Origin of the sequence: Streptomyces sp. NPDC050535, from assembly GCF_044457665.1 — a bacterium.
Lineage (GTDB): Bacteria > Actinomycetota > Actinomycetes > Streptomycetales > Streptomycetaceae > Streptomyces.
On record NZ_JBITHE010000007.1, the window covers coordinates 384,503 to 404,679 of the forward strand.

Here is a 20,177-nt window from a genome sequence, read left to right on the forward strand (position 1 = left end):
TGCCTCACGCCTCCGCTCGGAGGTAGCCGGAGTGGGCCACCTGGCCCAGGAACGTCAGCCGGGTGTCCTTGGTCATGTGCTTCTCGAAGGCCTCTTTGATACCTGGCCACTTGGGGTGTCCGAAGTCGTCCAGGACGACGATCCCGCCGGGCGCGACGATCTGCTCGGCCCACTCCAGGTCCGCCGCGACTCCGGCGGCGGAGTGGTCGCCGTCGACGATGATCACGCCGTAGGCGCGGTCGGAGACCAGGGCGCGTATCCCGGGGTCCTCGGAGAAGCCCTGCTGGATCCGGGCCGCCGTGCCCGCGGCGCCCGCCAGTGCCAGATTGGTGCGCACGGCGGCTTCGCGCACGGGCGTGCCCGTGACGTCGCCCCCCATGGTGGTACCGGGCTGCAGTTGCAGGCCCGCGAGCGGGTCGACGATCGTCAGGCTCGGGTCGCGTCCCGCGCGCTCCATCATGCGGATCAGGGCCGCGCCGAACATCCCGTAGAGGGTGCCGATCTCGAGGATCTCCTCGTTCGGCGGGTCCAGCAGCGGCACGGCGGACAGCTTGCCGACGATGTTCATCGTGCCGCCGGCGATCCGGCCGACCCCGAGCGCCTCCATCGCGATGAGCAGCCGGAACGCCTGGGCGGCGTTGCGCTCGGCGCCCTCCTTGTTCCCGGTCACCTCCGCCAACTCGCTGATCGTGCGGTTGAGATGGGGTGCGGACGGCAGCCGTGACGCGCCGCGCCCGGTGCCGTCGAAGAACAGTTCCAGAGGACGCTGGCGGGCCCGCAGCTTCTTCAGTTCCAGGAGCAACGCCTCGTCGGCGGTGCCGGCCGAGGCCTTCGCCGGGACGGCCCCCGAGGGGGTCCCGACGATACGACGGACCTGGCGCTCCACGCGCTGGTCGATGAGCTCGGCTACGGGACGCAGGACACGCCGGGCAACCCTGCTGGTGAGTAACGCTCGCATCAGTGTGTGACCCTCACGGGGTGGTAGGGGAAGTGGACGGTAGAGCCCTCACCGCCACTCCACAACCAACAGGAACCCCTGTACAGGGAAAGCACGGATGACTTCTGGGCGACGGACCGCCTACGTCACCGCCCGGTCCCGGTCAGGACACCCAACCCTCCCTGTACGCGGCCCAGTCCGACTCCTCGGCGGCGAAGTCGATGTAGAGCGCGACGCCGAAACGCTCCCGGTCGCGGTCCGTGCGGGAGAGGCCGAGGCGGGTGCCGCGGACGGCCGCCTCGACCGTCTCGGCGGCCTCGTGGTGACTCAGGTCGTCCTCGTGGAAGAACGGCAGGCCCATCAGCAAGTCCGCCGTCTCCGGCGTGACTTCGAGAGCCAGTGAGGTCTGCTGGGCGACGTAACCGCCGTACAGGCTCGCCAGCGGAAGCGCCGTGTCGTACGACATGAGGGCGATCTGGTCGACACGGCGGGCGACTTGGCCGAAGTACTCCTGGGTCCACCACTTGGGGTGCCCGGTGAGGGTGCCCCTGATGGAGTTCGCGGCCGGGAACGGGTCGATCTGGTGGGCGGCGACGGAGAGGGCGACGCCGCGGTCCCGGGTGACCGCGTGCAGGTCGTCGAGGAGGGAGAGGTAGTCCCGGTCGTCCGAGTGCAGCGGCTCCAGGTCGAAGTGGACCCCGTCGAACCCGGCCCCCAGGACCTGCTCGGTGGACCCGACCACGGCGGCCCGCGTCTTTTCCCGCTCCAGCCGCAGCCCCTCCGGGCCCTCACCCGCCAGTACGTCACCGAGCCAGGCCTGCACCCGTACGCCGGGCAACTCGCGGTGCACGGCCCCGATCAGCCGGTCCGCCCGCGGATACGCCGACTCGGGCAACGACCCGTCGTGCTCCAACGGCCCCGCGTGCACATACAGATCCCGTATCCCGGTGTCCCCCAACTGCCGCGCGAGCGCCTCGACATCCGCGTCCGTCTTCCGCCCGTCGATCCACGCGTGCCCCAGCCACAGCGCGTCACGGTTCCTGCTCTGGGTCCCGGGGCCCGGATCCCCGGCGTAGTTCACCCGCAACGCGATCCCGGCGCCGAGGACCGGCAGTACCAGCAGCAGCACCAGCCCAAGGGCAATTCGCCTGGGCCAACGAAGCCGGGGTTGCCGCCAGACCCGAAGGACTCGTCGCCCCCGGGTGACCCGGCCTGCGGGGGCGTCGGGAGCGGGGCTCGGACTCCCTGCGCCGGGGTCCCCCTGAGCGTCCGGATCGGGCTCGGGCCGCGTCGCGTCCGCCGGTGGCCGCGGTTCGTCGCCGGGCCGTGCCGCCCGCTGCCCTCCGGGCAGGGGATCCGTGTCCGCCCCCGGACGCCCCACCGCCTCGGATTCCGTCCGCCCCGTGTCCATCCCCGTGCCCCCTCCAGTGCGCCCCCGCATCCTCCGTACCCTAAGCACCACCGCCTCGGCGCACCCGGGTCGCGGCGGGGCACGGGCGGTCATACGCTCCCAAATGTGACGTCGTCCCGGAGTACAAGCAGGTCGCGCCACGCGGCGTCGCACATAGCCGTGCAGGGCGCGTACGGCCTGGTCGGGGGGCTGGTGGCGGTGGGGTGGCTGGTGCTGCCGCTCATGGGGAGGGGCGTTGATGAGCACGATCGGGTGACCGAGTCGCGGGGTGCGGTGGCGCCCGCGCGCGAGGACGCCCAGGGTGCGGACGGGACGGACAACGGGGATCTCGTACTGCCGGTCGCAGCGGTGGGCGCGGCGGGCGTGCTGACGGCGTACACGTACACGCGGCGCAGGCGGCGGGCGAGGACGCGCACGACACCGGGCGGGGCGGCTCAGCAGGTCGTACCGCTCATCGAACTGGACCGGCAGGCCCGTCGGTTGCTGGTCGACACCGACGACTGCGTCCGCACCTGCGCCGAGGAACTCGGCTCCGTCAAGGCCCAGTTCGACGACGAGGAAGTGAAGCCGTACACGCGGGCCCTGCTGTTCGCGAAGTCCGAGCTGGCGGCGGCCTTCCGGATACGGCAGCGGTTGGACGACACGACCCCGGACGCCGACGAGGGCCGGCGCCTCCTCGAGGAGGTCGTCGCGCGCTGCACGGAGGCCGGGAGGCAGCTGGACGCGGAGGCCGCCGGCTTCGACCAACTTCGCGCCCTGGAGCGGAACACCCCCACCGCGCTGGAGCACGCCGAGACCCGCTTCCGGGAACTCGCCGCCCGCACACCTGCCGCCCAGGCCACACTCGGCGAACTCCGCGAGCGGTACGCGCCTTCCGCGTCCGTCGCCGTGCTGGGCAACGTCGAACAGGCCAAGGACCGCCTCCTGTTCGCGACGACACGTCTCAACCGCTCCCGGCAGTCCCTCGACCGGGGCCACCGGGACGACGGAGGCGCCGCGGGCAACGAGGCCCGGGCCGCCGCGGATCTGCGCGCCGCGGAGGGGGCCATCGCCCAGGCGGCCGTCCTCCTCGACGGCGTCGAACGGCTCGCGGGCGAACTGGCCGCCGCCGCAGAGCGGTTGCCCACCGCGCTCACCGCGCTGGAGACCGCTCTCGCCGAGGCACGCGGCCACCTGGAAGGCACGGCAGCCGCTCCGCCCGAGCTGTCCGGCAGGGTCGTACACGCCGAGTCTGTCCTCGCCGACGTACGGAACGCGCTGTCGGCCCTCGGTCGGTACGACCCCCTCGACGCCCTGCGCCGCGTGGCCGGGGCGGATCTCGCCGACGGGCTCCTTGACCACGCCCTGCTCCCGGCGACCAGTTCGGCCGCCATCGCGGCCGGCTTCGTCGCCACGCACCGGGGAGCGGTGGGCTGGGAGGCGCGGACCCGCCTGGCGGCGGCCGAACGGCACCTGGCCCACGACCGCACCGACGCTCCGGCCGCCGAGGCCCTCGCCCAGCGCGCCCGGGTACTGGCCGAGCGCGATGTACGGGCGTACGGGCACCCGCTGCCCGAAGGCGCCGGAACGGGCGGCGCCGTACTCGGCGGGATCCTGCTGCCGGACGGCGGCCCCGCGAGCTTCGGCGGCCCCCGGACACGGGCCCGGAGGGCGCTGCCGCCCGGCGAACCGGCACCGTAGGCGTGCGCGCCACCCAGCCACCGGCATCAGCACCGGCCACAGGGCCCGCCCCGTCAGAACAAACTCAACAACGCCTCCGCCGGATCCGCCAGCGTCCCCCCGTCCGGCAGCGGAAGCTCGAACCACACCGTCTTGCCACGCGGCGTCCGTCGCGAGCCCCAAGCGGCGGACAGCAGCCCCACGAGCTGCAAGCCGCGCCCACCCTCGTCCGTGTCCCGCGCCCGGCGCCGCCGGGGCTGCACGAGCCCGGCGTCCCAGACCTCGCACACCAGCGTCCGGTCCAGGAGCAGCCGGAGTCTGATCTCGCCCTCGCCGTACCGCAGGGCGTTGGTGACCAGCTCGCTGACGAGCAGCTCGGTGGTGTCGACGAGCGGCTCGAGGTCCCAGGCCACCAGTTGCGTACGCGCGTACTCCCTGGCCCGGCCGACGCTGCGCGGCTCGCGCGGCAGTGTCCAGTCGCCGACGGAGTCGGCCGGCAGCCCCTGCACACGTGCCATGAGCAACGCGATGTCGTCCTCGCCATGGTGGGTGTCGAGGGTGTTCAGGACGTGGTCGCAGACGTCCTCGAGAGGACTGGACGGGTCGGTCAGGGCGCTGACGAAGGCTTGCAGGCCCTCGTCGAGGGGGTGGTGACGGGATTCGACCAGTCCATCCGTGTAGAGCGCCAAAAGAGCACCCTCGGCCAGTTCGACCTCGACCTCCTCGAAGGGCTCTCCGCCGACGCCCAGCGGCATCCCCGGCGGCACGTCGAGCATCAGCGCGGCCTCTCCCGGCTCCACCAGGACAGGCGGCAGATGACCCGCGTTGGCGAAGGTGCACCGGCGGGTGACGGAGTCGTAGACCGCGTACACGCAGGTGGCGAGGTAGACCTCGGACAGGTCGGCGTCACGGGACTGGCGGGCCGAACGGGTGGCCTGCTGGACACCGCCCGGCGTACCGAGGCCGCGGGCGATCTCGTCCAACGCCGAGAGCACCTCGGCCGGTTCGAGGTCCAGGAGGGCCAGGGTTCGTACGGCGGTGCGCAGTTCACCCATCGCCACCGCAGCACGCAGCCCGCGTCCCATCACGTCGCCGACGACCAACGCGGTCCGGTGGCCGGGGAGTTCGATGACGTCGAACCAGTCGCCGCCGACCTCGGTGGCCGCGTTGCCCGGCAGGTATCGGCACGCGATGTCCAGGCCGGAGGCCTCCGGGTCGCCCGGCGGCAGCAGGGACCGCTGAAGGATCAGTGCCCGTTCGTGCTCACGGCGGTACAGGCGCGCGTTGTCGATACAGACCGCGGCACGGGCGGCGAGTTCCACCGCGAGCGCCCGGTCGCGGTCCCCGAAGGGCTCGCTGCCCTTGGTGCGCGAGAACTGCGCCAGGCCCACCACGGTGTCGTGGGCGACCATCGGCACGGCGAGCGTGGACTGGATGAGACCGCCCTCTTCGGCGGGGACGTACTGGGGGCGGCCGGTGCGCAGGGCGTCCGCGCAGCGCGAGCTGAACGGGAAGTGGTGGACGGCGCCGACGGCGACGGGGGCGGGTCCGTCGACGAAGGGCGCGTCGGAGACGGCGCTGGCGAAGGCCACGCGGCGCAGTTCGGCGCTGCCGTCGGCGAGCCCCGGCGGGGTCTCCTCGCCTGCCAGGAGGACCTGGTAGAGGTCGACGGTGGCGAGGTCGCAGAAGCCGGGGACGACGACGTCGAGGAGTTCGCGGGCGGTGGTCTCCAGATCGAGGGAGTTGCCGATGCGGGCGCCGGCCTCGTTCAGAAGGGCGAGATTGCGCCGCGCGGAGGCGGCCTCGCGGGCGGCGGCTCGGCGGGCGGTGACGTCGGTGCCGAGCCAGGCGATGCCGATGGGGCGGCCACTGCCGCTGTGCACGCGGTAGAGGTTGATGGACCAGTGACGGCGCTCCTCGGAGCCCGGCACGAATCCCGTGACGTGCATGTCCGTGACGGAGTCGCCGGTTTCCAGGACGCGGCGCAGGGTCGCCGAGAGCCGCTCGGCCTCGGCGCGCGGCAGATAGTCGTGAACGCTGCGGCCCCGGTGGTCCGCGGGGGTGCCGCCGAAGATCGAGGCGAACCGCTGGTTGGCGCGCCGGACCCGGAGATCGGTGTCGATCAGGAGGAAGCCGAACGGAGATTGACCGAAAATCGCCTGCGAGGCGGCCAGATCGGTCTCGATCCGGCGGAGGGTGCGGACGTCCACGACGATGCATACGGCAGCGCGCTCGCCGTCCTCCGTAGTGGTGGGCATCACATAGACCTCGGCGAGACCTTCGGCGCCCGCCTCACCCGCCTCGGTGGTGGGCATCTGGAAGGGGACCACGCCGGTCCATTCCCGGCCGTCGAGGATCTCCGCCATCTTGCGCTGCCCGAACTCGCGCCGGTCGGGGGCGACGAACGCCGCGATGGGGTCCATGCCGACGGCGTCCTCCGCGGATATCCCGAAGAGCTGCTCCGCGCGCAGGCTCCACTGGTCGACCAGCCCGTCGGCGCCTATGGAGAACGAGGCGACCTTGATGTAGTCGTAGATCGAACCGGGCGGGCTGCTCTGCCACATCCCGTCGCCGACCGTGTCGCCTCTGGAGTCGCCCATCCCCATGTCCAGGGCGGATCGGCGCGCCACGGAGTCACCCACGGCGGGATCGCCCGCGACGTCAGCCCTCGCGCCGCCCGACGGGTCCTCGGACTCCGCGGCCTTCGCTGGTATCTCGCTCACGCGAACCGTCCCCTCCAGCTCACCGCGTCCGGCACCGGTCACCGGGGGCGGCTGACCGCAGTATCCAGTACTACGGCGCCGCACAACACGGTGTTCACGATCACAGCCCGGTCCTGACTCTTTTTGGACCGGCCGCGACATACTCCCAGTCTTCTAACCAGGTGGCACCCCGTCGAATCAAAGACTCCAGCCAACACCAGTGGCCTGAACCAGTAGGTTCCCCACACCCCGGACCGACGGCCCTCATCCGGGCACCGCCAGCTCGAACCAGACCGTCTTGCCGTTGTCCCCCGGGCGAGTGCCCCAGCGCCGCGACGCGCCGGCCACGAGCTGGAGTCCGCGGCCGCTTTCGTCGTCGACGTCGGCGGCCCGTTCACGGGGTGGATCGGGCAGCGGGTCGGAGACCTCCACCAACAGGGAGCCCGGCATGCCGCCCGGCCAGACCAGCCGTACACCGATGGGGCCCGTCGCGTGCCGCAGGGAATTCGTCACCAGCTCGCTGACCAGCAGCGCGGCGATGTCGGCGAGGGAGTCCAGCTGCCAGGTGCGCAACTGGTCCCGGACGACGGCGCGCGCGTCGCGGACGGCACCCGGCTCCGCGGGAAAGGTCCACTCGGCGCAGGCGCCTTCGGTGTCGATCACGCCGATCACTTCCCAGACCAGGAGCGCACCCATGTCCGGTTTCATGGGGTTAATGGGCACATACCCGATATCCGGGACGTCTTACCGCACCGGTTGGCGCACGGTGGCGCGAACGGCGTACGGAGCCCCGGGTCCGGGGCTCCACGCGCGCCCTCCGACCCCCGGATCAGCGCACGACGGACCAGGTCACCTCGGACCGGGTCACGCCGGACCGGGTCACATCGGACCAGGTCCTGTCGGGCCAGGTCACGCCTGCCCCGCCTCGAATGCCTGCCGCCCGGCCCACACCGTCAGCGTCGCCCGCACGGCGGCGACGTCCTGGTCCAGCCAGTCCACGTCCCAGATCTCGTCCGGCGTCAGCCAGCGCAGTTCGTCGTGGTCCTGGAGCGGCTTGGGGTCCTCCGAGCCGGGGAGCAGTCGCGCGGTCCACACCTGGAGGGCGTACGGCGCTCGCAGGGGCCACTCCCCCGGGACGCGGACGACCGGCTCCGCGGTGACACCGAGCTCCTCGTGCAGTTCGCGCACCAGGGCCCCTTCGGGGGTTTCACCCGGTTCGACCTTGCCGCCGGGGAGCTCCCAGCGTCCGGCGAGCTCCGGGGGTGCGCTGCGGCGGGCGGCGAGCAGTCGGCCGCCGTTCAGCAGGGCGGCTCCGACCACCACGATCCGTTCGGTCATGCGCCGGAGCCTACGGGAGCGCCCCCGAGCCCCGACGGGTCGCTCGCGCGAGCGGTCCGTGATCCGGGCCCCGACGGATCACCTGCTTCCGTTCTGCCCGATCCGCTCGACCCAGTAGAGCTGCTTGTGCCCACGTGCGTCGAGGCTGTCCGCGATCTTCTGGGCCTCGGCCCGTGTCGCGTACCTGCCCACGCGGTAGCGGTTGCCGTTGTCGTCCTGCCGGATGACGAGCCAGGGAAGAGTGATCGTGCCGTCGTTCATCGAGCCCCTCCCCTTCCCGCCCAGGGCCCCCGCCGCGCCTCGACCTCTGACGAAACCGCAATCCGCATATGCCCGAGCCTACGCCTAACCTTCACGCAGCGAATACGGCTTTTCACAAAGAGGTACGCAACCGGCCAGGGAGTGGACTTGGGTCCGGGGGCGCACGCCATCGAACGCGCCGCCGACCGCTGCACACGCGCGCCCCAACAGGGCAAAGGCCGTGCAGGGCGGGGATGTCGAGAAAGGCCAGAATCCAACCGGGGTCGCGCGGAGGCCACTTCACCTACGGCAGCCTCCGCACCCCCTCTCGGCTACTTCACCGGCAGGTGATACGCGATCCGGTACCGGTCCGCCGGGACGACGATGTCCGCCGTCTCGACCGGACGCCCCGACGCGAAGAACGTCCGCTGGATGACGACGACCACATGTCCGGGAACGCCGCCCAGCGCGAGGAGCTCCTCGGCGAGACCCGGCCGGGCACCCACCTCCTCCGTGACGTTGTCCACGATCACGTCGATGGCCGCCATCCGCTCGACCACGCCCATGCCGCCGAGCGGGCCCTCCTCGGGGAGCATCACCGGCGTACGCCCGGTGACGGCGAGGGGCTCCCAGGAGGTGGAGAGCATCATCGCCTCGCCGCCGTCGCGATAGACGTAGCTCGTGCACATCACGCGGTCGCCGGGCTGGACGGAGAGCCGCTCGGCGATCGCGACGCTCGCCTCGGCCTGCCTGCTGTGGGACTCCCAGGTGCCCCGCACGGAGACGTCGGCCTGCTCCTGGCGGAACGGGGTCGTGCCACTGTCCGGGCGGTAGCCGGAGCGGGCGACGCTGCGCGGCACCGGACGCTCCCGCACATACGTGCCCGACCCGGAGCGGCCCTCCACCAGACCTTCTGCCATCAGCACCTTGCGCGCCTCCAGCGCGACCGTGTCCGAGACGCCGTACTCCTCGCGGATCCTGGCCTGTGACGGGAGGCGGGTGTGTGGTGGCAGCGAACCGTCGACGATCTTCTGGCGGAGATCACCCGCGACGCGCAGATACGCCGGCTGCTCACCGAAAGTCACTGGCCGCTCCCATCAGGTTGTACAGACAGCTACAGCCTGGCAACCGTGGGTTGTGCCATGCAAGCAAAGGCCAAAGAATCACTCGATGTGATGACTTATGCCCGCCGAGGGCTTTACCCAGGCACTTTCTCCCCGGTATAGCCGCCGTCACACCTCCAGACCGGTGTCGTCTCCGCCGTCGTCCACCGGGCCGCCTTCCCCGCCGTACGCCGGGAGGTCGGTGGCGAGGCCCAGAGCCTCGCGGGCGGTGACCGTCTGCTCGGGGTCGGTGAGGTCCAGCCCCTTCTCGTAGTGCGTGTAGAAGACGTCCACGTCCGCCGCGTCCGCCGCCTTCGCCCACTCCCCCCGCGCCGACTCCAGGTCCTTCACCAGGGCGGCTACGGGCGCGGCGGCGTCCGGGGCGAAGGTGTGCTCGCCGAGCATGCCCGTCTGCTTTGCGAGCGCGTCCGACACCCGGCCCGCCCACTCCTTGTGACCCGGCAGATCGTCCTCGACGAACTCCGTGTCGGGCTCCGTGTCCATCGCGGCGTTGAGGATCTGCGCCGCCCTCAGGTAGGCGAGCTGGTCCGCGTCCAGCGTCGTGGCGTCCCGGCGGAGCGAGCCGGTCAGGCCGGCCGTCTCGTCCGTGTTCCCGAAGACGCAGGTGATCTCACGGTCGCCCAGTCGCCAGCTCTGCCGGGTCGGCGTGAAGTAGTACAGGTCGACGTCGTCCGGCACGGCCCACGCGTCCATGGCGTAGCTGTCCTGGAGCACGTAGCACTTGTCGTCGGCCTCGTCCGCGACCGCGCTGTCTCCGGGGTAACTCCCGCCGCTCATCGTGACGGTGCCGTACACCTCGCCCTGGTGCTCCCCGGCACACGGCACCTTGTCGACGTCGTACGTCACGCCCTCCAGCGAACCTCCCGGCACGTCGAAGCAGTCGCCCTTGACGAGGGAGAAGGTGCTGTTGGCCGAGTCGTTCGCCGCCTCCTTGAAACCGTCCCAGAAGTCGCGCGCGCCGCCCGTGGTGAGCGCGAGGAGCGCCAGCACCAGCCCGAACGAGGACAGCACCATGCCGCCGATCGCCATCTCCTTGCCGCGCTCGCCCCGCTTCCTGATCTGCACCAGCGCGAGGATCCCGAGAAGCAGCCCGACGGCGGGCAGGAAACAGAGGAACCCGAGCACGAGCGCCGAGATCGCGAGCCCGTTGACGGGCACCGGACGGTTGTGCGGGAAGTAGCCGTGGCCCCAGGGCTGGTACGGCTGCTGGAACGGCTGTTGCTGGTACGGGCCTTGGGGGTACGGAGGCGGGTACTGGCCCTCGGGCCGCTGGGGGCCGGGCGGCGGGGGTATGGCCACGAGTACCTTGCTCCTAGTCCGGGCGGGGCGAAAACGGACGTACGAACTCCCGTACGAACGACCCCACGACTGGGCGAATCGTAGACGTGGTGGGGGCGGCGGTGGAACGCGGGTCACGAACGCGACGATTCGGGCGGCCACCGGACCGCCCGGCCCCGCGGCGCGCCGCCCGGCACGCCTCGTCCTCGCGGCGGGCCGGGTCACGGACCCGAAGCCGTACCGCGAGGACGAGTGATCGATTACCGCCGGATCATGGTCCGGGGCTCAGAACTGCAGGGCCCAGGAGTCGATGCGTCCCACGTCCTGCGCCGCGTTGTCGCTGACCCGCAGCTTCCACACGCCGTTGGCGACCTCCGAGGAGGCGTTCACGGAGTACGTGGTGTTGATGTTGTCGGTGCTGCCGCCGGTGCTGTACGCCTTCAGCGTGTACGCCGTGCCGTCGGGCGCGATCAACTGGACCTGGAGATCACCGATGTAGGTGTGGACGATGCTCACCGGCACGCTCAGCGCCGCCGGTGCGTTGCCGGTGACACCGCTCACCGTGATCGGCGACTCCACGGTCGCGTTGTCGGCGATCGCGTAGTCCCCGGTGTTCTCGAAGCGCGGACCGGGCGGAGTCACCGTGCCGCCCGCGACGTTGAGCAGCCGGTTGGGCGAGCCCGTGCCGGGGTTGGTGACCACACCGGTGGACGAGGCGTTGATCAGTCCCGTCGCCACCTGCGCGGGCGTGGCCGCCGGGTTGACGCCCAGGTAGACGGCCGCGGCGCCGGTCACGTGCGGTGTCGCCATCGACGTACCGGAGATGGTGTTGGTGGCCGAGTCGCTGGTGTTCCACGACGAGGTGATCGAGGAGCCGGGCGCGAAGATGTCCAGCACGGAACCGAAGTTGGAGAAACTGGAGCGGGCGTCCGTCGAGGTGGTCGAGCCGACCGTGATGGCCTCGGTGACCCGCGCCGGGGAGTAACTCGACGCGTTCGCACTGTCGTTGCCCGCCGCGACGGCGAAGGTGACCCCGGCCGCGATCGCGCCCCGGACGGCCGTGTCGAGCGCGCTGTCCGCGCCGCCGCCGAGCGACATGTTGGCGACGGCCGGCTTGACCGCGTTCGCGGCGACCCAGTCGATGCCCGCGACGACTCCGGCGGTCGTGCCCGAGCCGGCGTTGTTGAGGACGCGGACGCCGACGATCTTCGCCTTCTTCGCGACGCCGTACGCGGTTCCGGCGACCGTGCCCGCGACGTGCGTGCCGTGGCCGTTGCCGTCCTGCGCGGTGTTGTCGTTGTCGACGGCGTCGTAGCCGTAGGCGGCCCGGCCGCCGAAGTCGCTGTGCGTGATGCGTACGCCGGTGTCGATGATGTACGCGGTCACGCCCGTCCCGGCCGAATCCGGGTAGGTGTAGCTGTTGTTGAGCGGGAGGGTCTTCTGGTCGATGCGGTCCAGGCCCCAGGAGGGCGGGCTGGGCTGGGTCGTGTTGATGCGGAAGGTCCGGTCCTGGACGACCGAGGCGACGGCCGGGTCGGCGGCGAACCGCTTCGCCTCGTCCGCGGTGGCCTCGACCGCGTAGCCGTTCAGGGCCTTCTTGTAGGTCCGCTCGATCGTGGCGCCGTACTCCTTGGCCAGGGCCCTGCCCTCGGCGGAACCGGACTTCGCGGCGTCCGCCCTGAGGGTCACGAGGTAACTGTCGGCGACCGCGTTGGCGGCGCCCGCGTACTGGATCTGTCCTACTCGCTCCGGTGCCGCGTTCGCGGGGAGGGCGGAGACGATTCCGAGGACCAGGGCCGCGCTCGCCATGCCGGCCAGTCTTCGGCGGGTGGTACGCATCACTGCCATCTGAGGGATCCTCCTCAATCGGTGGTGCGCTGGTGGGGGGTGGTGCTACGCACAAAAAAGCAGGTTCATGCCAATTCACCGGCCGATCCGTCACGTGTGCGAATCCTGTCCGTGCCCTGTGCAGAACCTGTGCGTCAGCCGAAAGGTTGGGGCTTCCACAGGAATTGCACAAGAGGCCTGCGTGGACGTAACACAGGTGCCATATGCCAGTCATGACACAACGTCACCAAACGGCGCATCTAACCTGCGCACATGACACCTTTGCCGGATTGTTTCTGCCCGGTGGACGGCACCCGCGTCCCCGCCGGTTCGCTCGCCTGGTGCTGCCCGGCCTGCCGCGGCCCGCTCGATCTGGACTTCGCCCCGACCCCGGCGAGCCTCAAGTCCCTGACGGGACGGGTCAATTCACTCTGGCGCTACACGGAGTGCCTGCCGCTGACCGCCCCCACCATCAGCCTCGGCGAAGGCCGCACCCCACTGGTCCCGCTCCGGGACGGCATCTCCGCCAAGCTCGACTTCCTGATGCCGACGCTGTCGTTCAAGGACCGCGGCGCCGTACTGCTGGCCGAGCTGGCCCTGCGGCTGCGGGCCCGGCAGGTGCTCGCGGACAGCAGCGGCAACGCGGGGACGGCGATCGCCGCGTACTGCGCGCGGGCCGCACTGCCCTGCACCGTGTACGTCCCCGAGGGCACGTCACCGAAGAAGCTGGAGCAGATCGGGGCGCACGGGGCGCGGGTGCGGGTGGTCGACGGCGACCGTGAGGCCACCGCGGCGGCCGCCCGGGAGGCCGCGGACGAGGAGGGCGTGTTCTACGCCTCGCACGTCTTCAACCCGTACTTCCTGGCCGGCACCAAGACCTACGTCCACGAGCTCTGGGAGGACCTCGGCGGGCGCCTCCCCGAGGTCATCGTCGTCCCCGTCGGCAACGGCACACTGCTCCTGGGCGCCGCCCTCGCCGTCGCCGAACTCCACTCGGCGGGCCTGATCGACCGCCGGCCCGCCCTCTACGCGGTCCAGGCCGCCGCGGTCGCCCCGCTCGCCGAGGCCTGGCAGGCGGGCGCCGACGACCTCCTCGGGGTGACCCCGGCGGCCCCCACCTTCGCCGAGGGCATCGCGATCCCGCGCCCGCCCCGGGCCCGCCAGATCCTGCGCGCGGTACGGGACTCCGGCGGCACCTTCCTGACGGTGACGGAGGATCAGATCCGGCACGCGCAGACGGACCTGGCGTCACAGGGGCTGTACGTGGAGTCGACGGGGGTGGCGTGCTGGGCGGCTGTCCGGGAGGGGGTGCTGGGCGAGCGGTCGGCGGTGGTGCCCCTGTGCGGGGCGGGGGTGAAGACGGGGCTGGCGCGTTAGCCGGTGCTCTCCGGCCCCTCCGATATCTCTGACGTGGGAGAACGCCCGGCGCCTGCGACGGCCAGGCGTCGTTGTTCCTCCTCGACGATCCTGCGGGCGAGACCGCTGTCCGAGACGTCGACGGCGTCCGGGGTGTGCTCGGCGGTGTCGCTGCGGCGGGCGTAGGCGTCGAAGAGGCGGGTCTTGTTCTCCAGGATGTCCAGGAGCCGCTGGTCGACGCTGTCGGGGGCGAGGAGGCGGTGGACCTGGACGGGGCGGACCTGGCCCATCCGGTGGGCGCGGGCCACCGCCTGGTGCTCCATGGTCGGCTTGACCTGCGGCTCGCAGAGAATCACCACGGACGCCGCCTGGAGGTTGAGGCCGACGCCGCCTGCCTGGATCTGGCAGAGCAGCACCGCGTGCCCGGGGGCGGCCGTGAAATCGTCCACCACGCGCTGTCTCCGCGCGGCGGGAACGGCCCCGGAGATCGGGCCGAACACCCCCTCGCCCAGGGCCTGTTCGACGGTGGCGAGGACGTCCTTGAAGTAGGAGAACACGACCACCTTCAGACCGTTCTCCGCGGCCTCCGCGACCAGCTCACGCAGCCGTTGCAGCTTCGCCGACTTCTCCGCGTCCGCGTACCCGGCGCGGCGCATCGCCATGAAGTTCCCGTCCTCGACGGCCTTGCGGTACGCCGCCCGGTCCGCGGCGCCGAACTCCTCCCATTCGTCGACCTGGAGGAGGGCGGGGAGTTCGGTGAGGACGTCGCCCTGGTTGCGGCGCAGATAGGCGGGCGCGACCGACCTGCGGAAGGCGTGCGGGCCCGCCGCCGCGGTGCCGTTGTGGATGGCGGAAAGGAGGCCGGGCTGGAGATAGCGGACGAGCGTACGGAACTCCTCGACGCGGTTCTCCATCGGCGTACCCGTGAGGAAGAGGACGCGGTCGCAGTGTCCGGTCCAGGCCGCGACCGCCTTGGAACGACGGGTGTCGGGGTTCTTCACGTAGTGCGCCTCGTCGACGACGAGCATCCCCGGCTTGGCGCCCGTGGTGCCGTTGACTTCGACGGCACCCTTGGCTCCCTTGCGCCCTCTGGTGCCCCTGGTGCCTTTGATGCCCTTGGTGCCTCTGCCGTCCTGGCTGGGCGCGGGTGCGGGCTCGGGCAGGCTGTGCAGCACGTCGTACGTGGTGATCGCGACGCCCCCGCGCTCACGCCACTCCTCGTAGGCGTCGAGCCGCTCGGCACCGTGCACCGGCAGGGCCCGCAGGGTGCTGCGCGCGCCGATCTCGCGCGTCCAGTTGATCAGGACGCTGGCCGGGCAGACGACCAGGAAATGACTGTGCCCGTCCGCCGCGAGATGGGCGAGCACCGCGATGGCCTGCACGGTCTTGCCGAGCCCCATCTCGTCGCCGAGGACGACCCGGCGCTGGGCCAGCGCGAAGCGGGCGCCGAAGTCCTGATAGCCGCGCAGCGAGACCCGCCGGTGCGTGTCGTCGAGCTCCTGGGCGCGCACCCGCTCGGCGACCTCCGACGGCAGGAACCCCTCGGAGGCCTCGACATCCGGGCGCCGCTGCGAGACCTCGGCGAGCTGGCTGTAGTACTCCGCGGACCGCAGCTCGAAGTCGACCCACGCCTCGATGTCGGAGGCCGGTCCGCGCAACAGGTCCGCGGACGCCTGGGCCAGCAGCAGTCGTACGTCCCTGGCGGCGGCGCCGGTGGTCAGCTCCCGCAGCTCCAGGACCGCGTCGAACGCGCGCTCGCGCGTCCGCCGCCCCGTGAGCGCCATCCGCAACCGCCCCGCGGCGGGCCGGGCCGCGGGCACCAGCGTGCGGAGCCGCTCCTCGATCCGGGTGGCCGCGTCCACGGCGCGGCGCAGCTCCGGGCCGGCCTCGACGAGGGTGCGCAACGCGATGACCAGGGCGGTCGTCAGGGGTTCCGGACGGTCGACGTCGATCCGCACGGAGACGGTCTCCTCCACGGCCCGCGCGATCTGCCGCGCGGCGGCGAGCGCCCGGTCGGCGGTCTGCGCCCCCACTCCCGGAAGCTGCCGCAGCTCGTACCGACTCGTCCCGTGCACCGCCCGCACCGACTCGAACCCGGCCGCCTCCAGGGCGCTGAGCCGCAGCCGCCCCTCGGTGACGTCCTTCAGCCGCGAGACGGGGATGGCTTCGAGCTCCGCGCCGACCAGCTCGGCATGGATCGGTACCAGGGCCGACCGCACCGCTTCGAGCGCCCGCGCGTGATCGTCGAGCACGGCCCGCGCGGCCCCGTACAACCGCGCGCCCGCCGTGACCAGTTCCCTGGCCCGCCGCCCGACCGGCGGAGCCTCGCCGACGCCTCCGGGCGCGCCGCCGCTGCCCGGCCCCGCCGGAGTCCCACTCCCCTCGACACCCGCCATGACGCCCCTCATGTGCCGTCCGCCCCGATGCGCGCATCCTGCCACGGAGGTCTGACAGTCACCGCTCCCGGACATCCGGCCGGGCAGGGTGCCGCGTGCCCCGCCGTGGACGTGTCCCGGGAAACCCGCGTGGCTCCGAACGAGTGGACTCGCGCGAACGCGTACCGGACGGGGACTTTCATCCGGGGACCGGATGGTGACGTTGCCGTCCGAGCCCCTGACCTGGAAGAGGCGCCCCGACATGCGACGTACCCCTCCCCGCCGACTGTTCGCCGCGGCCCTGCTCGTGGCATCCGTTCTGGCCCCGATGACAGCGATTCCCGCCGCGGCCGTCCACGCCGCGAGCGTCGACCGGTGCGACAAGGACGCGTGCCGGCCTGACGGTCTCGGTCCCGCGCTGACCGCCCGGCTGGACAAGGCCATCGAGAACGTCCGCCAGGAGGCCGGCATCCCCGGCGTCGTCGTCGGACTGTGGATGCCCGGCAAGGGAAACTACGTCCGCGCGAGCGGGGTCGCCGACACGGCCACCCGCGAGCCGATGACCACCGGCCCCTTCATGCGGATCGGCAGCGAGACCAAGACCTTCACGGTCACCGCGCTGCTCAAGCTCGTCGACGACAAGCGGATCCGGCTGGACGACCCGATCTCCGCCTACATCCACGGCGTACCGAACGGGCACCGCATCACGCTGCGTCATCTCGCCGAGATGCGCAGCGGCCTGTTTCCGTACAGCTCCGACCCGGACTTCGTGCACGACCTGTTGAGCGACCCGTACCGCTCGTTCACCCCGCAGGAGGTGCTGGCCTACGGCTACAAGCACCGGAACACCTTCGCGCCGGGGAAGCAGTTCGAGTACAACAACAGCAACCTCGTCCTCCTCGGCCTGGTGATCGAGAAGGTCACCGGGCACCGCCTCGCCGACGTCATCGACAAGCGGGTGCTCCGCCCGGCCCGTCTGCACCACACGCTGTTCCCGGAGGGCGCGGAGTTCCCCGAACCGCACCCGCGCGGCTACACCAACCAGACGCTGAGCGGCGAGGTCACGGACTCCACGGACTGGAACCCCAGTTGGGGCTGGGCGGCCGGGGCGATGATCTCGAACCTGCACGACCTGCACCGCTGGGCGAAGATCGTCGCCACCGGGACGCTGCTCAGCCCCGAGACCCAGCGGGAACGGCTCAAGATGCTGCCGACCGGCCACCCCGGCACGGGCTACGGCCTCGGCATCTTCGAATCCGACGGCTGGATCGGACACAACGGCTCCATCCCCGGCTACGAGACCGTGACCGTGTACCTGCCCTCCAAGAAGGCCACCCTGGTGCTCATGCTGAACACCGACATCACCTACGAGGGCCAGGAGCCGTCCTCAGTCCTCGCCCGCGCGATCACCGAAATCGTGACCCCGGACAACATCTACGACCGCCCGGTACCCACGCGCTGAACGGGGCCAACCGCCCGGCACCCACCACGCCGATGGGACCGACCGGAGACCGCGAAGGGCCGAGGTCGGCGACGTCGCCCGCTCACGGCTGGCGAAGGTGATCTGGACGGCCGTGCTTCGGTCTTCAGGTCATCGGGAGCTCGTGCTCTCGGCAGTGTGGTGGTGTTGGGTGTTGATGCGTTGGGCTTCTTGGAGTTGGTCTTCGAGGATGACGATGCGGCAGGCGGCGTCGACGGGGGTGCCCTGGTCGACGAGTTCCCGGGCGCGGGCGGCGATGCGCAGCTGGTAGCGGGAGTAGCGGCGGTGGCCGCCGGCGGAGCGTAGTGGGGTGATGAGGCGGGCTTCGCCGATGGCGCGGAGGAAGCCCTGGGTGGTGCCGAGTATTTCGGCGGCGCGGCCCATGGTGTAGGCGGGGTAGTCGTCGTCGTCGAGCCGGCCGAACGAGTCGTCTGCTGTCATCGCACCTCTCTGTGGAACGCGTGGAGGGGCCCTGGCGCTCGTCGCGCCAGGGCCCCGAAGGAACTGCTACACCATCTGCCGGCCCTGATGCTGCGCCGGCCTACTTGTTTCCGCGGACCCGACCAGCATGCCGTCGGGGGCGCGGGGATCGCGGTTGCTCGACCGGAGACCACCTCACTATCGATGTCCTGCGGTACCCGGGCTCAGCGATTCCGCCCGGGCGATCCTGATGGCGCGAAGCCCTCCGTTCTTCCCTCATGAACAACACTTACCAATGGAACTACGTACTGCGCACTGCTCGTACTGCGTACTGCTGGTACTGCCCTGTCCTGCCGGTGATGCGTACTGCTGGTGGCCTGAGTGAGCGCCACCCTTCGGCAGCCAGCCCCGTCGCCCGTCCTGCGTCCGCTCTGGCTTGGAACCCCACTGCCGAACCTCCCGGTACGCGCGCCCGCAGCCGACGCCTTTACCGGGGAACCTCTGACACCACACTGCTGGTCCTGCTGGTACCGCGAACTGCAACTTCACCTACCGGTACTGCCACCGCGTGAACCGCGGTCCTGCTCACGGCGGCCCCTGATCACCGCGGGCCACCCGGTCCGGTCGTCAGCCCCGTCGCCGTCCTGCAACAACCCTGGCTCCGCAACTCCACCACCGCACCGCACTGCACACTGCAACTGCGTACTGCTGCCCGCCAGTTCGTTTCTGCCGGGCCCTGCTCGATCTCTGGCTACGAGAGAAACCATAACCACACCACCGCCCAATGTCTACTCCCGCCAACACAGATTTCCGCGTGTTCGACAGTGAGGTAACCGGCCTCGAACGGTGACTGAAGACAGACACAAAGCCCGCCACCGCCGGATTAGCGGGCCACGGGCCGGGGCACAAGCACCGCACAGCCGGGGCACAAGCACCAGGCAGACAGGACCCGCCATGGACGATCCAGAGACCAGGTGACCTGATGGACACGATGAGCGTCAACGTCGCAACCGTCCGCTCCGCGACCTCCCTCGCCGGCGCACGCGAGAGCGCCCGCGACTTCCTCGAAGGTCTCGTACAACCAGCCGGAGCCGAGGCCGCCGACACCGTGGTCCTGGTCGTATCGGAACTCGTCACCAACGCCCTCCGGCACGGCGGCGGCACCTGCACCCTCGACCTCACCGCACACCCGGACAGCATCGAGGTAGCCGTCCACGACCCCAGCCCGCAGACACCCCGCATGCGCACTCCCGACCTGAACAACGGCACCGGAGGCTTCGGCTGGCCCATGGTCAACCGCCTCGCCCGCGCCACCGCGGTCACCCGACGAGCACCCACCGGCAAGACCGTAAGCGCCCTCCTCGCCCGGTAACACCAGGCCCCCCGAAGGTCTCCGTCGAGGACGGAGTCGGTGCAATGCCACCTCCTCAGCCCCGGCCGTGCGCGACTCGTACAAACAGCCGCTGTCGGTGTACGAGTCTCGTTGTCCCCCGTGCGAGCTACACGCGATTGTCCCCCTCCGGGGGACGTTTCGGGGTGCCTGCCGCTCATAGCGTTCCCCCCTGATGCAGGGGCGGCTCGGCCGCCGGTCAAGGGATGGGAAACGTCATGTCGTCGTGGTACGGGCCGTCGGTGCAGTGGGTGAAGCGCCAGTTCTCGCAGTCACCGTTCGAGCCAACGCGCCGGGTGTGGCCGGCCGGGGTGCGGTTGGCGCTGATGGTGGTGCTGTTCGTCCTGGTGACGGGGCTCGCCGCGGGGATGAGGAGCGTGGCGGGGGACAATCCGGTGCTGTCCCTGCTGTTCGGTGCGGCGGCCGCGGCGATCGCCCTGACGGTCTACGCGGCGGCGGTGCGGTTCCTCGAACAGCGTCCCGTGTCCGAACTGGACACCGCCGATGCCAGGCCCTGTTTGGGCCGCGGCACCCTCGCCGGTCTGGGACTCTTCGTCGCGACGCTCGCGCTGATCGCTCTGTTCGGCGGATACGGCACGAAGGGCGGGGTCTCCGTCACCGGCGTGTTCACCATTCTGGG

At 71.2% G+C, this 20,177-nt stretch carries 15 protein-coding genes and 1 pseudogene; 5 read left to right on the top strand and 11 right to left on the bottom strand.

Translation table 11 applies throughout. From position 1 onward, the window contains the following. Positions 1 to 4: 4 nt before the first annotated feature. Both ACIBLC_RS19230 and ACIBLC_RS19235 read right to left on the bottom strand, forming a co-directional pair. Positions 5 to 958, bottom strand: a complete 954-nt coding sequence (locus tag ACIBLC_RS19230; RefSeq protein ID WP_399212172.1) for a class I SAM-dependent methyltransferase — start codon at positions 956 to 958, stop codon at positions 5 to 7. Positions 959 to 1,100: 142 nt separating this feature from the next. Further along, the gene (locus tag ACIBLC_RS19235; protein ID WP_399212173.1) at positions 1,101 to 2,348 is read right to left on the bottom strand and encodes a hypothetical protein; all 1,248 of its coding nucleotides are present in this window, start codon (positions 2,346 to 2,348) and stop codon (positions 1,101 to 1,103) included. A 105-nt stretch (positions 2,349 to 2,453) separates the two neighbouring features. Between ACIBLC_RS19235 and ACIBLC_RS19240 the strand changes: the two genes are divergently transcribed. After that, entirely contained in the window at positions 2,454 to 4,028 is a 1,575-nt protein-coding gene (locus tag ACIBLC_RS19240) for a hypothetical protein (RefSeq protein ID WP_399212175.1), read from the top strand. Positions 4,029 to 4,081: 53 nt separating this feature from the next. Here ACIBLC_RS19240 and ACIBLC_RS19245 read toward each other — a convergent pair whose 3' ends face one another. The 7 genes from ACIBLC_RS19245 to ACIBLC_RS19275 form a co-directional block, all read right to left on the bottom strand. After that, positions 4,082 to 6,730, bottom strand: a complete 2,649-nt coding sequence (locus tag ACIBLC_RS19245) for a SpoIIE family protein phosphatase (protein ID WP_399212176.1) — start codon at positions 6,728 to 6,730, stop codon at positions 4,082 to 4,084. Positions 6,731 to 6,973: 243 nt separating this feature from the next. Then, positions 6,974 to 7,405 (bottom strand): ATP-binding protein, encoded by a 432-nt coding sequence (locus tag ACIBLC_RS19250; RefSeq protein WP_399212207.1) that lies wholly within the window; start codon positions 7,403 to 7,405, stop codon positions 6,974 to 6,976. Between the two features lie 213 nt (positions 7,406 to 7,618). After that, complete coding sequence (locus ACIBLC_RS19255) at positions 7,619 to 8,047, bottom strand: (deoxy)nucleoside triphosphate pyrophosphohydrolase (protein WP_399212177.1); 429 nt, start codon at positions 8,045 to 8,047, stop codon at positions 7,619 to 7,621. 78 nt (positions 8,048 to 8,125) lie between these two features. Then, positions 8,126 to 8,308 (bottom strand): SPOR domain-containing protein, encoded by a 183-nt coding sequence (locus ACIBLC_RS19260; RefSeq protein ID WP_366696693.1) that lies wholly within the window; start codon positions 8,306 to 8,308, stop codon positions 8,126 to 8,128. Between the two features lie 311 nt (positions 8,309 to 8,619). After that, a complete protein-coding gene (locus ACIBLC_RS19265) occupies positions 8,620 to 9,372 on the bottom strand; it encodes a GntR family transcriptional regulator (protein ID WP_399212178.1) in 753 nt (250 codons plus the stop codon). A gap of 147 nt (positions 9,373 to 9,519) precedes the next feature. Beyond that, on the bottom strand, positions 9,520 to 10,710 hold the full coding sequence (locus ACIBLC_RS19270) for a DUF4190 domain-containing protein (protein ID WP_399212179.1): 1,191 nt from the start codon (positions 10,708 to 10,710) through the stop codon (positions 9,520 to 9,522). A 264-nt stretch (positions 10,711 to 10,974) separates the two neighbouring features. Further along, positions 10,975 to 12,537 carry a S8 family peptidase gene (locus ACIBLC_RS19275; RefSeq protein ID WP_399212180.1) on the bottom strand — a complete coding sequence of 521 codons (1,563 nt, stop codon included), beginning with the start codon at positions 12,535 to 12,537 and terminating at the stop codon, positions 10,975 to 10,977. 252 nt (positions 12,538 to 12,789) lie between these two features. Here ACIBLC_RS19275 and ACIBLC_RS19280 point away from each other — a divergent pair, with 252 nt between their 5' ends. Continuing rightward, positions 12,790 to 13,893: a pyridoxal-phosphate dependent enzyme gene (locus ACIBLC_RS19280; protein ID WP_399212181.1), complete on the top strand. Its 1,104-nt coding sequence runs from the start codon at positions 12,790 to 12,792 to the stop codon at positions 13,891 to 13,893. Here ACIBLC_RS19280 and ACIBLC_RS19285 read toward each other — a convergent pair. Continuing rightward, positions 13,890 to 16,268, bottom strand: a complete 2,379-nt coding sequence (locus tag ACIBLC_RS19285) for a DEAD/DEAH box helicase (RefSeq protein WP_399212182.1) — start codon at positions 16,266 to 16,268, stop codon at positions 13,890 to 13,892. The two genes, ACIBLC_RS19280 and ACIBLC_RS19285, sit on opposite strands and share 4 nt — an antisense overlap. A 241-nt stretch (positions 16,269 to 16,509) precedes the next feature. Here ACIBLC_RS19285 and ACIBLC_RS19290 point away from each other — a divergent pair, with 241 nt between their 5' ends. Beyond that, a complete protein-coding gene (locus tag ACIBLC_RS19290) occupies positions 16,510 to 17,709 on the top strand; it encodes a serine hydrolase domain-containing protein (protein ID WP_399212183.1) in 1,200 nt (399 codons plus the stop codon). 129 nt (positions 17,710 to 17,838) lie between these two features. Here ACIBLC_RS19290 and ACIBLC_RS19295 read toward each other — a convergent pair whose 3' ends face one another. Next, complete coding sequence (locus tag ACIBLC_RS19295; protein ID WP_399212184.1) at positions 17,839 to 18,168, bottom strand: MerR family transcriptional regulator; 330 nt, start codon at positions 18,166 to 18,168, stop codon at positions 17,839 to 17,841. 961 nt (positions 18,169 to 19,129) lie between these two features. On the opposite strand from ACIBLC_RS19295, the gene ACIBLC_RS19300 reads away from it, so the two are divergent. Together ACIBLC_RS19300 and ACIBLC_RS19305 are read left to right on the top strand one after the other, a co-directional pair. Continuing rightward, entirely contained in the window at positions 19,130 to 19,519 is a 390-nt protein-coding gene (locus ACIBLC_RS19300) for an ATP-binding protein (protein ID WP_399212185.1), read from the top strand. 236 nt (positions 19,520 to 19,755) lie between these two features. After that, positions 19,756 to 20,177 (top strand): annotated as a pseudogene (locus tag ACIBLC_RS19305) (hypothetical protein); the annotation flags it as partial.